The following is a 13527-nucleotide window of genomic DNA, read 5'->3' on the forward strand; positions in this document are numbered from 1 at the left end:
AGCGGCCTTCCACCAGTTTCCAGTCCGTCCACTGCTTGCCTTGAATCGCCCTCTGCAAAGCGTATTCCTTGATGTCACTGACCCATGCGGCTAGTGTGTCAGCCTTTGCAAGAATCGCTTCCACCTCTGCATCCTCCAAGGTCGGCGGCATCTCAAAGTCATACCTCGCAAGTTCCAGATTGTACTCCGCGCGTTTGCGGCACGTTGCCTTGATCCTGCAGAACTGGCAGTGCGCCCCCGCACAAAACGTGCCCTCCCCTGCGTGTGCCAGTTTTGCTGCAGGTACGAGCGTATCTTGTGCCCATGTCAGAAGGTCTGCCTTGGAGATGGTGTACTCCGATATGTTGCTGAGCCTCGGCTGGAAGATAATCATCCAGATTGACTCGATGTCGTACAGACCATCGAACATCTGGACGCAGCCAAGCGCGTAGCACATCATCTGCGGATTGCGCTCGGCACTGACCTCGATGCCCTTACCGTGCTTGTAGTCCACGATGCAGATAGTCTTTCCGGAGATGATGAGCGTGTCCGCCGTTCCGAATCCATCCGGCACAAAGTCCGAGAACTCCACGCGCTGCTCCACGGACACCATCGTATCCTTCGACTCCTCGCGGAACTGCGCTACAAGCCCCGTAACGAACTGGACGTAGAATTCGGCACACTCTTCCATCTCGCTGTCATAGGAGGACAGCTTCTTGGTCGGATCGCGTACCCGCTCACCCAGAGCCTTGCGAAGTTTGTACTCGCAGAGCGTATGCGCATCTGTCCCCTGGGCGGCGTACTCGCTCGGTGTGTCGGATTGCTCCGCATTGAGCCGCGCCGACGGCGGGCAGGCAATCCAACGTGCGGCAGAGGATGCGGATAGAACAGCGTGTTTACGCGCCAATCTTCTCAGCCTCCTTCAGGAGTGCCACATAATGTTCCGGCGCAAGCTCGCTGAGTTTTGCCGCACCGTATTTGGCAATCAGTGACTTGACTGCGGCACTGTGTCCTTCGACAGAGAGTTTCGCAAGTACGGCGCGTACCTCCTCAAGTGTTGGTGAGGCTTCCTCTAGCTCTGCCATCTTAGCGAGCGTATCGGCGATGCCGCTGAGCGTTGCGGCACACGCCCAAAGTTCCTCGATGACCTTGTCCATGCATCTTTCCTCCTTTGTCTGTCTGCGAGAGGCGGATGATGTTCCCCGCCAGTCGTTTCGATATCACGCTGATTGCCGTCAGAAGACCAATCAGCTCTGCGTCATGATTGCTCATGGGAGCGTCCTCCTTTCCGGGGAGCTTTCCTGCTCCCTCCACTACCCCACTGGACACTTTTAGGCAATATGGCCGAAAGTTTTTCAAAAAAAACTCTCCCGATGCACAGAAACATCTGGAGAGCCTTGTCAATCAGCGATATTCGTTGAGATTCTTTGCGAGTTTTTCCCGCAGCTTTGCCCACCGGTAAGCAAGGGTATTCCTTGGCAGCCCCATCTGCTTTGCTGCCTCGCGCTCGGAAACCGCAGACATAAGCGCACACATCCTCCGCTCACGTTCATCGAACTGTGCAAGCTCCCGAATGAGCGCGTCCAGCAGTTCCTTGTGAGCGATGATCTCCTCGGGGCGCGGTGCGTCATCCGCGATGGTGTCCATCAGCGAGAGGTTCTCATCCATCTTGATGGGTGCATCCAGATGAAGCAGCGCAGGATCTGGGATGTGATAACGGCAGCGATCACAGTTGCCATCACACTTCCACATGAAATTGCGCGGACAGCAGCACTCGCCGCTGCGTTGAAGACGCTTGCGCTTGTTGTTGATTTCCCGTGTGGTTTTAATATAGAAATCCCGAGAAACAGAGACGAGCGTCACCTTGTCAGCATCGACTGCGTCACGAACGGGAAAGAGAAACGTACTTTTTTTGACTGTGTTTGGCATAAAATCAGGCCTCCGCCCTACAACCGCCGAGGTTGTGAAGGGACGGAGACCCGCTGTTGATGCCGGCGGTCGTGCAAGATGCAGAAATACACCCGTTGCGGGAATAGGTTCCCCGCCCCAGATTGCACCTGCCGTTCGCTGGCATGGCTTCCGTATTCAGTTGTGCCACCGCTTCCGTGGCGAACTGCCCTTAAATGCGCACGGGCAACACTTCCACGATGACCGGCAGTTTTATGTCATGCCCGGGACAAGAGGATTAGCTTGAGTTGGATTTCTTAATTAACAATAGATACGGTATTGTAGCGCTACACCCCCTCACTTAACAGCGGACAAAATACAGCGTAATGGTCACCGTTTTTGTTCTGCTATACCGCCCACTTCTCTTTTGGCACTTAAAGTCTAACAAAAAGAGTGGGTGCAAAAAACGAATAGAAAAAGAATGTAATAAGAAGATTTTCAGAACAAAAAACCAGGATCTTCTTACAATGAGCAAGAAGATCCTGGAACATTTATCATTGGAGAACTCGAAGAAAAACCTTATTCCTTTCAATTTAAAATTGAAAGGAATAAAAATTTATACTATAATATTGTATTAATGACATCAGCGTGTTAAATGAAGAGAGACCTCGCTGGAATTTAATTACAACAAGCCGTAGAAGCTGCTAATAGAAATATGATAAAGAAAGACATGGCAGCAAAAACAGATATTACCTCATCCACAATCACTAAGATGGAAAAACAAAACCGTGAGTCTGGAAACTCTCGATAAGATATGCATAGCGTCAGACTGTAGCATTGGTGATATTGTTGATGTGATAAAAAGGGATTGATCTGGGTGTGATAAATATTGCAAGGAGGAGTCCCATGGAGTATCTTGGCGTAGGCTCTTACGTTAGAGTTATGACATCATGCGCAATCTCTGCCGCGCGTAAGTTTGATCCCTTTTGCGAGAAAATCTTCTTGTCTTTATGTGACGAAGGAGCAAAAGTGTTTTCATATAAAACTGCTGATGGATCTGAGGTGACTTATTCGCCCGCTAACTTCAGTAAGATTCATAATGCAGCGCAAAATCTTCCTGCCGAAATCATGCAGATGGCTCTACGAAAAGACGCCCGTGATATTGAACGTTATTTTATTGCGGAAATCATTCCTGCACTAGATGAGGCGCGAAAGAAAAACGCCGTTCTTGCTCTGAAAAACATCATACTAAAGGATGATAATATACCAGATACCACACAACTTGGTACAATCAAGAGTCTCAAAAAAATAGAACTCAAAGATAAAAATGTATTTGTCCTATCCGAGTTCTTAACAGATATATTTATCTATGCTGTCGCCAAAACAGATAACACCATAGATCCTGCCTTTACAAAATCGATCAAAAAAAATTTCTATGCCACCTACACCCCTTATGTAGATACAATTTCATTTTATGAGGCATCCATGCCAAAAACAGTTGCATCTATTCCCCTGACCAGCATAGGAAAATTCAATCAGATTTTTACACCTATATCTAGTGAAACACTCTCTATTTCTGCTAACCACGACCTCCAGATTTTTTGCTTAAAATTTGATGACTTCGATTTCGATTATCAAGGTCTTTGGAAATACCTTCGCAATAACATTGGGTATTACGTCTACTCTAGAGCGCAGATAAATCGGTATGTGGATGAAGAGGAGATTTCTTCACTTTCTTACGATGCGATTGCTCATATCAAGGAATTTATTACAAAAAACAAACAGGAACCCGAGACTGAACTCGGAGAATTATTGCTTTACGTCTTTTTAGAGCAAGTTCTTCATGCCCCTAAACTGATGAGTAATGTTGAACTAAGTGCTCATAATGGCATTATTTCAAGCGAAAGTTCCGGCATACATCTTCTTACTGCAAATGCAGTGATCCCATTTAACCAGATTGTATTAGGAGTATCCATGCTAAACAGCAGTATGAAGGAAACTATTGACAGAGCTTTTGCGGATGCACAAAGGATAAAAAACAGGAAGAAGGATGAACGCCGTTTTGTAGAAGCTACCATCTTCGAAGGTGCGTTTCCAAGGGATGTTTGCGAGCAACTCGAAGCTATTATTTTGCCTTCTGAGACTAACGTGGAAAAACCAGCTACGGCATTTGGTCTGTTTTTAGGTTATACCTTGGATAATCTACCAGCAAGAGGAAAGTCCATCGATGTATATCAGCGAGATGCTATCGCCCAAATTAAGAATGACATCTTGAACAGCGTGCCATATATCGAGTCCAAAGTCATACAATATGGTCTCGATGGATACTCGCTATATATCTATTTGCTGCCTTTTACGGATGTAGACAGAGATAAAAAGGATATTATGAACAAGCTGCTGCAAACCGAAGGAGGCTCCCTATGAATAAATTCAGAGATGTCTCCTTCGGGGAGTATCTGTTTTCAAAAATAGATAACAATAAGTACCTACAAAAGTTGTATCAAAATATCCTCATCAACTACTCAAAGAGATTATTCAACTTGAGTGATCCAGAAGATCCCCCCGTAAATATCGAAGATGCACTCACTTTTATTGATGTATTATCAAAATCATCTGGTACCAGTCTGTCTGATACACACAAAACGCGTGCACAAGAAATGATTGCACTTCTCTATGATATGTATCCCCAGAATGAAGATATTCAATATTGCCTCGGTTCTGTTCTTGCGACCACATGCAATTTTCTCGGAATGAAGCGCTTAACACCCGATTTCAAGAGTGCCTCTCTTCTCGAACAGATACTCACGCACTTTAATAGGAACTACCTCTCCGTACCATCGGATGAAGAGGCCGCCTTTTTCCCTGCCCAGAAGGAAATATTTGACAGTCTGTCCAAGCCATATTTTAGCTATTCCGCACCTACATCGATGGGTAAATCCTACATGATGCGTGTGTTTATTAAGCAGCAGCTCATGAAAGGTACAAAGAAGAATTTCGCACTTCTCATTCCGACTAAGGCTCTGATAAACGAAGTCACGAATGAATTGATAGACAACCTGACCACACTTTTACAAGAAACAAATTATCGCATCGTAACTTCATCCGGCTCAATAGCACTCGAAACGGAACACAACTATATTTTCATACTAACCCAAGAACGTATGCTCTACATCCTGATTGACGATCCTGAGCTGAAGATAGATTACCTATTCGTAGATGAAGCTCATAAAATATCTTCCAGTGACAAACGAAGTGTTTTCTACTACAAAGTGATTACAAAACTGGAAGAACGGCAATCAACGCCCCATATTATATTCGCCTCACCAAATATCCCGAATCCCAAAATCTTTCTCGATATCCTCTCAAAAAAAGCCTATTTGAGAACTGAAAACTCAACTGCAACTTGCAAATACGCCCCTGTTAGTCAAGTGAAATACATTGTCGATTTATGGGAGCGTAACATACGGATTTTTGACTCGTATACAAAAAAATTTCTAAAGTTCTATGAGATGCCCCGCCCATACTCATTGAGTGAATTGATTGTTTGGATTGGCGATAGAAAACACAATATCGTGTACTGTAAGTCAAAAAATGATGCCATCCAGTTTGCACGAAACTACGCTAAAACACAGGAGGTAGTTGGTGATAAGAAACTTCAATCCTTTGCAGAAGCAATCCGCAGAGATGTTCATAAGGAATATTACCTTGCAGAATTAGTAGAAAAAGGCGTAGCCTATCACATAGGTTACCTTCCTGCGAATATCAGAATGCAGCTCGAGAATTACTATCGCGAAGGCCTCATAAAGACAATATTTTGCACTAGCACCCTGCTTGAAGGAATCAATCTACCTGCGGAGAATCTATTTATTACAAGCTATAAGAAGGGCATAAGTCGTTTCTCAGAGGTCGACTTCAAGAATCTGATTGGGCGCGTCGGTCGTGCAAAATATAATCTATATGGAAACGTCTTTGTTGTCCGCCTTGAAACCCATGAAGCAGAGATCGACTTGAAAAATTTTGAAAACCTGTTGATTGCCGACGTTCCCCCACAGAAGCTCTCCATTGAAGCCGAACTGAAATCAAATCAGAAAGAATTTATTGTCAACACACTGCTATCGGGTAACGTAGAAATACATAAGACCCCGAAAGATCAGAGTGAGGACAACTATGATCTGATGAGAAAAACAATGCTGATACTTGTCGGTGATATAGTAAACCATCAAAACAGTCGTGTCAGAAGGGAATTTTCCCCATACCTAACACCTGAAATAGAAGAGAAAATCCGTGCGGAGTTTTCCGTGACCGGCAAAAAACCAGATGACGATATTAACGTGTCGTATGATCAGATACAGGGTATCAAAGAACTCATCCGCAACGGACTTTCCTACCCGAAAATACATGACTTAAAAGGAGGCGCCAATTATCAAGAAGCACTCACCTTTCTGAACAAACTAGCCGTTGCTTTCAAGTGGCGCATCTATGAGAATCAAACCCTTGGTGCCGGCGAAGGAGACCATTACAGCAAGCTGACATGGTATACCGTTCTCTTGCTTCAATGGATGCAAGGGTACGGGTTGAGTTATATCATCGAAAGAAGCATCACTGATTATGCTGAAAAAAGAAGAGAGGTGCGTGTCGATTATAAAGAAAAAGAGGTATTCAACGGCTCACAGAAGCATAAAAATATTATTATCGCTGACACACTTGAAGCAATCGAAAATGTACTTCTGTTTCGATTATCAAGCTATTTTCTGCGCTTCTCAGAGGAATATCGGCGACAGCATCCCGATGATCCATTTACAAATAACTGGTATGAATTTATAGAGTACGGCACAACCAACCACCTGCGGATTCTGTTGCAACGCAGTGGTTTTAGGCGAGAGTCAACGGAATATATACGGCGTCATGCCGATAAGTATGTCCGAGGATCATCAGACAGACCGAAACTGCTAAAGAGGCCCCTGCTAGACTCCCCAAACGAACTGGTAAAGAGGGACACTGAATATATCCAGTACAACATACCAGAACTGTTTTTAGACGAAGGAGAAGAATGAGATGTCAAATTTTTACGAAACTGTGTTGCAGGTATTAAAATCAGACAGAAGGTTTGTGGCCGAGGACGGCACGTTCCTTCGGAACGCCGTCTATGAAGCCGCCATGCAGATGGATGCGCCACTGCTCCGCCTCCTGCTTGCAAATCCGGAAACTGCCGCCCATTTCTTTAAGGACGTTGGCGGTGTCAAAGTATTCGATAAGATGGACTTTGCATGGACAATCAACAACCGTCAGTTTCTGCCTGACAGCTATACACGGTTTAAAAACAAAATAGGTCTCACAGATGAAGAGGGAAACCTTATTGCAACGTCAGAAAAAGTGGAGCTCGTTTTTCCGTACAAAGACTGCGTGTTAGAAGGAGGACAAACGCGTGAGGATCAGAAGCGACAGGAAATCTTTTACAACAGTACGCTTGCGCCAGATGAAGTTACTCGCCTTTTGTATCCAAAGGTCCTGACGCAGGCAAAGCGCTATTCTGCCGACGGAGTTTCTGAGGCGGCTACATTCTCAGATGATGACAACCTCATCATAAAGGGGAATAACCTGCTGGCACTCTCTTCGCTCCTTAAACGTTACGAAGGCAGAATCAAGTGCATCTGTATTGATCCACCTTATAACAGAAAGAATAGTGACTTTGGATATAATGACAATTTTAATCATTCTACATGGCTTACTTTTATGAAAACAAGGCTAGAGATATCCATGCGGTTACTATCAACACACGGAACAACGTTCGTGTTCTGTGATGACAATGAACAGGCATATTTAAAAGTCCTTATGGACGGTATCTTTGGAAGAAATAGATATGTGCAAACTGTTATTTGGAGAAACTCTGATAACAGCAACAATGATGCAAAACAATTTTCACAGGATCATAACTATATTCTTGTCTATTCAAATAATGAAGGATGGGAAAGCTATAAGCTAGATCGAACGGAAACTCAAGCAACCCACTATAAGAACCCTGACAATGATCCGCGCGGACCTTGGTTCGATGGCAACCCTGTAAACTCCCCTAATCCACGTCCAAATTTACAATACACAATTACTGCACCGAATGGAAATATCATTAATCCTCCTGTAAATGGATGGAGATGGAATCGACAAGAGCTTATCAGAAGAATGTCTACTGGAGAAATCAGATTCAATGAATCTGGCACCGGGATTATCCGCAGAACTTATCTTAACGAACAAAAAGGATTACCTCCCTCAACCTTGTGGGATATATGTGAATCCCCTATGTGGATTAATATCGAAGAGACAGGTCATACACGGCAGGCAAAATATGAGCAAAAAAAACTCTCTCCAAATGTTGTAACAAGTGATTTATTTAAGACACCAAAACCTGAAAGAGTAATCAAAAGGATTTATGATATATCTACCAAGGAGGGCGATATTGTTCTTGATTTCTTTGGCGGTAGCGGAACTTCTGCTGCCGTAGCGCACAAGATGAATAGGCGTTATATTCTCTGTGAACAGATGGATTATATCGAGACATTTATCGTTGACCGCTTAAAAAAAGTCATTGACGGTGAAGATGGTGGGATTTCAAAGGAAGTCGACTGGAAAGGCGGCGGGTCTTTTGTCTACTGCGAGTTGGCAAAACTGAATCAGACGATAGTCGAAGAAATCGAGGTAGCGACAAACGATACAGCACTATCTAAGATACGGGACAAGTTGATGAAGTCAGGGTTTATCAGCTATAAGGTAAATCCGAGAGATATTAATGAGGCTGCCGCTGATTATGCCGAGCTTTCCATGGAGGACAAGAAACGCTTCCTCATGGATCTCCTGGACAAGAATCTGCTATATGTAAACTACTGCGATATAGACGATGCTGAATTTGGTGTTTCCGAACAGGATAAGGCATTCACGAGAAGTTTTTACAAAGAGGTGTAATTGATGGCATTCTTATATGAAAAAATAGATGCAGTCCGTGAATACGGAGCCCCTCCCCCACTACCACCATATATCTCAGAAAACTTAAACCCAAAATTCGAGCTTCGTCCATACCAGAAGCAGGCATTCGAAAACTTCATCACACATTTTGAGAGTAAGCAGTGCCCAAAGCCCACACAGATATTGTTTCATATGGCGACCGGCAGCGGTAAGACACTGATCATGGCAGGACTGATGCTGTATCTCTATAAGCAGGGGTATCGTAACTTCCTCTTCTTTGTCAACCTCTCAACAATCGTAGAGAAGACAAGAGAAAATTTCTGCAACCCAGTATCTTCAAAGTACCTGTTTACAGAGGAGATTATACTAGACGGCGAACACATCCGAATCAATCGGGTCGATAACTTCCAATACACTGACAAAGATGCTATCAATATCTGTTTTACTACCACACAGGGACTTCACACGGATATGTGGATGGCAAAAGAAAACGGGATGTCATTTGATGACTTTGATGAGCAAAAGGTTGTTCTGATTTCGGATGAAGCGCATCATCTGAACGTTGATACGAAAAGAAACAGAACAACAGATGAGGATGAACTCTATCATTCATGGGAGCAAACCGTGAAAAATATCTTCTGTAGAAATACAGAAAATATTTTATTGGAGTTCACCGCTACGTGTGATCTATCAAACCAGGCGATTCGTGCGGCATATGAGAATAAGATCATTTTTGACTATGCTCTAACGAAATTCTACAACGACAGATATTCTAAGGATATCATTACATTTCGCTCCGACCTTGCGCTGATGGATCGGGCTTTGATGGCGCTCATTCTCAGCCAATACCGACTGAAACTCTTTCAGGATCAACGTCTCAACATCAAGCCAGTCATCTTGTTTAAGGCAGCAAAAGTTGCCGACAGCAAAGACTTCATGGCGGCTTTTATCGAGACAACAAAGAGCTTGACAGGAGTGCGGCTGCGCAGCCTTTCTGCATCAGCAAATAACGAAATCATAGAGAAAGCGTTCAACTATTTTAAGGACAACAACATTTCTCTCGATATGTTGGCAGCAGAACTACGAGATGATTTCTCCGAGGAACACTGTGTTTCTGTGAATGATGACAAAGATGTCACGCAGAAGCAGATTCTGCTCAATTCGCTCGAAGATGCGGATAATCCCTACCGTGCAATATTTGAGGTCAAGAAATTAGATGAGGGATGGGATGTCCTAAATCTGTTTGACATTGTTCGTTTATACGAGACAAGACAATCCGGCAGCAAAAGGATCTCTCCTGCAACGATTGCAGAAGCGCAGCTGATTGGTCGCGGAGCAAGATATTGCCCGTTCCAATTGGACGATGAACAACCGAAATTCCAGAGAAAGTTCGATGAGGATATAACCTCCGAACTCCGCGTCTGTGAAACACTCTATTACCACTGTCAGAATGATCATCGCTATGTTACGGAGTTACGCAATGCTCTCCGTGAGATCGGCTTGGATACGGATAATGTTGTGCAGCGTGAATACATCCTCAAAGATGATTTCAAAAAGGATGTTATATATACCAATGGATACATTTTTCTCAATAGCAGAACGGTAAAGGATCGCTGCGAAGTAAGAGATCTCTCGCCGACCATTCGGGATAATATATACCGCTTTCGTGCATCCATGGGCAACTCCGGCATTGACGCAGTGATGACTGAAGAGCTTGGAACACACAAAGTCCGTCCAGATCTGAAAACGGCACATATGACGATCGGTCAAATTGCTGCAATAAATTATGCCATTGTCAACAAGGCTTTGATGAAATATCCCATTTTCAAGTTCAATACGCTGCATTCATATTTTCCAAACGTTATATCTACGAGGCAGTTCATTACAGACAGTGCTTACCTTGGAAATGTACGCATCGACATCCAAAGCAAAGATGTGCATCCATCAACGGAGATTCTCTATGCTGCAGTTTTCGATGTGCTCGGAAAAATTGCTGGTGCCATTTCCGGTATCGAAACAACCTATATGGGGACGACAGACTTCAGAGGAAAGCGCATCTGTGAAGTGTTCCGAAACAAAACTGTCAACTATACTGATCCTCATGATGGCGGCGTTGGTATCTCACAAAACGATCCTTCTGTGAAAAGTGACTGGAAAATTGACCTTTCCGCAGAAGATTGGTTCGCGTATACCGACAATTTTGGGACTTCTGAGGAAAAAGCGTTTGTCAGCTATTTTCGAGACTATGTCGATGAGCTAAAGAAAGTCTACAATCGAATCTTCCTAGTCCGTAACGAACGTGAATTCCATATATACTCATTTGCGGACGGAGAACGTTTTGAACCAGACTATGTTCTTTTCCTGCAAAAAAACAGGTCTGACAACTATGAGCAGCTTCAGATATTTATTGAACCAAAGGGGACACATCTATTGGAAAAAGATGCATGGAAAGAAGCCTTCCTCTTGCAGTTACGGGATAAAGCAATTCCTGTAACAATCTTTTCTGACGATAATGACTATAAGATATGGGGATTCCACTTCTTCAATCAGGATAACGGGTTAAAGGATTTTGACAGTGAATTCAAAGAACTGTTGTCGTCGTAATCTATTGCTGATATTGAGCAGAATGGGCGTCAGTGTTGGCGCTCATTTTTCTTTCCAAATCAATATGCAATACAGAACGCATGACTGTAATATTTCCTTCGCTTGCTTCAACAAATCACTACATACTTCCCACTGTCTATCTCCATGCATCCAATTCTGCTCGTTTGAATTTTCACCGTTTCCCCATGCGATACGCCAGTAGTGCTGTCTTACTCTTGATTTTTTGATATCTCATTATATTTTATTGTATAATGTTTTTGAGATTAGTAGGAAATCGACAAATTTCTGTAGAATTAGTAAAAGTTACCTCAAGAAAATTTGGTTGATTGCTGTTCAACAGCCAAATTTGAGATCCCAATTTGGCACCTCAAGAGGAAAGGATCTTTTATGAGCGAGAAATCTCCTGAGCAGACATCCATAGTCCCAATAGACACAAGTTACATAAGGAACTTAGTGTACACCGTTCGCGGCATTCAAGTTATGCTGGACTCAGATTTGGCGCAGCTTTATCAAGTGGAGACAAGAATACTGAACCGCAATGTAGCCCGGAATGCTAGCCGCTTCCCGGATGATTTTCGCTTTCAACTCACGGAGGATGAGTTTGAAATCTTGAAATCCCAAATTGGGATTTCAAGTGATACTGCACATGGCGGCAGACGCTATCTCCCCTACGTCTACACAGAGCAAGGGATTTCCATGCTGTCCGGAGTACTGAGAAGCGATGTCGCCATAGCGGTCAGCATCGGCATTATGCGGGCTTTTGTCGAGATGCGGCGATTCATCGCAGGGAATGCCCAACTTTTCGAACGCATAGAACGAATGGAGCTAAAGCAACTCATCTCTCAAAAAGAAACCGACGAGAAATTTGCGGAGGTCTTTGACTTTATCCATGCCCATACGGAGTCCAGCCAAAAGATATTCTTCAACGGGCAAATCTACGATGCCTTCAGCTTGTTGGCGGGTCTAATTCAAAAGGCCGCCAAAGACATCATTCTCATTGACGGCTATGTGGATATAGGAACCCTCAATCTACTGGCAAAAAAGCAAGTCAATGTCGGTGTGGAAATCCACACATTCAGTAATACGAGATTGACGGCAACAGATGTTGCGACCTTCAACAGACAATATCCAACGCTTACCATCAATTACACCAATGCCTTTCACGACCGCTTCCTGATTCTTGACCACCAAGAGGCATATCACATTGGCGCATCGCTTAAAGATGCCGGAAAGAAATGTTTTGCCATCACGCTTTTGCAAGATGAGGCACTCCTACAGGAACTTCTGGCACATTTGTAAAAATACACTCATGGCCCGGTGAGGCGGCAATGCCACAAGACCATCGAAGCCCTGAAAAAAGCAGACGATAAACCAAACGGCGTGCAGCTAAAAGCTACGCGCCATTTTTGAGTATGAATGCTTCTTATGGGTAAATTGTTGCCCATGAGTCGTCCTATAATTTCCCTAGGAAATAAAAATCTGTGAAAACTCTTCTATGTACTCGACCTTACAGCTCTCTTCAAATCCTCCCCTACCAATTCGTGTAATTCGATAAGGTATCAAGCTGCCTCTCGTTCATTATGACATTGTATCGTTATCGACGTTACTTCGTTCATCGCGGCTGCCAAAATGATACTGGAGGGAAACGTCAGCGTTGCGTTCGCACGTGAGACGGTAATCTGACGATCCTCGATCGGCTCATGCAGCACCTCAGACGTCTTCTTGCTGAACTCCGGCAGCTCATCCAGAAAGAGTACGCCGTGATGCGCAAGCGTCACCTCGCCCGGACGCGGTATGCTCCCGCCCCCGATCATCGCCACCGTCGAGGATGTATGATGCGGACTGCGGAAGGGGCGCGTCGTCACAAGCCCCGTATCCTTGCCGAGCAGCCCCAAGATGCTGTAGATCTTTGTGATCTCGATGGCCTCTTCCTTCGTCAGTTCCGGCAGAATCGAACTCATCCGACGTGCCAGCATCGTCTTGCCAGAGCCGGGCACACCGACCATGAGGACATTGTGCCCGCCCGCCGCTGAATCTCAAGCGCACGTTTCGCTTGATACTATCCCTGTACGTCTGCAAAGTCATCGGTGAAAGCGGCATCCT

Annotated in this window: 9 protein-coding genes and 1 pseudogene; 6 read left to right on the top strand and 4 right to left on the bottom strand. The window is 44.4% G+C overall.

All coding sequences use genetic code 11. The features are described 5' to 3' along the window. The 3 genes from HMPREF9163_RS09560 to HMPREF9163_RS09570 form a co-directional block, all read right to left on the bottom strand. Positions 1-886 (bottom strand): DUF2800 domain-containing protein (locus tag HMPREF9163_RS09560; protein ID WP_009441573.1); only part of this gene is annotated, 886 nt, incomplete at its 3' end. Then, on the bottom strand, positions 876-1136 hold the full coding sequence (locus HMPREF9163_RS09565; protein ID WP_009441575.1) for a hypothetical protein: 261 nt from the start codon (positions 1134-1136) through the stop codon (positions 876-878). The genes HMPREF9163_RS09565 and HMPREF9163_RS09560, both read right to left, overlap by 11 nt. Positions 1137-1383: 247 nt before the next feature. Continuing rightward, positions 1384-1908 (bottom strand): RNA polymerase sigma factor, encoded by a 525-nt coding sequence (locus HMPREF9163_RS09570; protein WP_009441576.1) that lies wholly within the window; start codon positions 1906-1908, stop codon positions 1384-1386. Positions 1909-2612: 704 nt separating this feature from the next. Between HMPREF9163_RS09570 and HMPREF9163_RS12755 the strand changes: the two genes are divergently transcribed. From HMPREF9163_RS12755 to HMPREF9163_RS09595, 6 genes are all read left to right on the top strand, one after another. Next, a complete protein-coding gene (locus HMPREF9163_RS12755; protein WP_083475872.1) occupies positions 2613-2738 on the top strand; it encodes a helix-turn-helix domain-containing protein in 126 nt (41 codons plus the stop codon). Between the two features lie 34 nt (positions 2739-2772). After that, positions 2773-4290: a DUF1837 domain-containing protein gene (locus tag HMPREF9163_RS09575; RefSeq protein ID WP_009441578.1), complete on the top strand. Its 1518-nt coding sequence runs from the start codon at positions 2773-2775 to the stop codon at positions 4288-4290. After that, positions 4287-6920 (top strand): DEAD/DEAH box helicase, encoded by a 2634-nt coding sequence (locus HMPREF9163_RS09580; protein WP_009441579.1) that lies wholly within the window; start codon positions 4287-4289, stop codon positions 6918-6920. Before HMPREF9163_RS09575 ends, HMPREF9163_RS09580 begins: the two co-directional genes overlap by 4 nt. A gap of 1 nt (position 6921) precedes the next feature. After that, the gene (locus HMPREF9163_RS09585; RefSeq protein ID WP_009441580.1) at positions 6922-8820 is read left to right on the top strand and encodes a site-specific DNA-methyltransferase; all 1899 of its coding nucleotides are present in this window, start codon (positions 6922-6924) and stop codon (positions 8818-8820) included. Positions 8821-8823: 3 nt separating this feature from the next. Then, a complete protein-coding gene (locus HMPREF9163_RS09590; protein WP_009441581.1) occupies positions 8824-11424 on the top strand; it encodes a DEAD/DEAH box helicase family protein in 2601 nt (866 codons plus the stop codon). A gap of 387 nt (positions 11425-11811) precedes the next feature. Next, on the top strand, positions 11812-12723 hold the full coding sequence (locus HMPREF9163_RS09595) for an ORF6N domain-containing protein (protein WP_009441582.1): 912 nt from the start codon (positions 11812-11814) through the stop codon (positions 12721-12723). A 260-nt stretch (positions 12724-12983) separates the two neighbouring features. Here the strand turns inward: HMPREF9163_RS09595 and HMPREF9163_RS12580 are convergent. Then, a pseudogene (locus tag HMPREF9163_RS12580) lies at positions 12984-13527 on the bottom strand (ATP-binding protein); the annotation flags it as partial.

The sequence above is a fragment of the Selenomonas sp. oral taxon 138 str. F0429 genome (genome assembly GCF_000318175.2).
Taxonomy (GTDB): Bacteria; Bacillota; Negativicutes; order Selenomonadales; family Selenomonadaceae; genus Centipeda; species Centipeda timonae.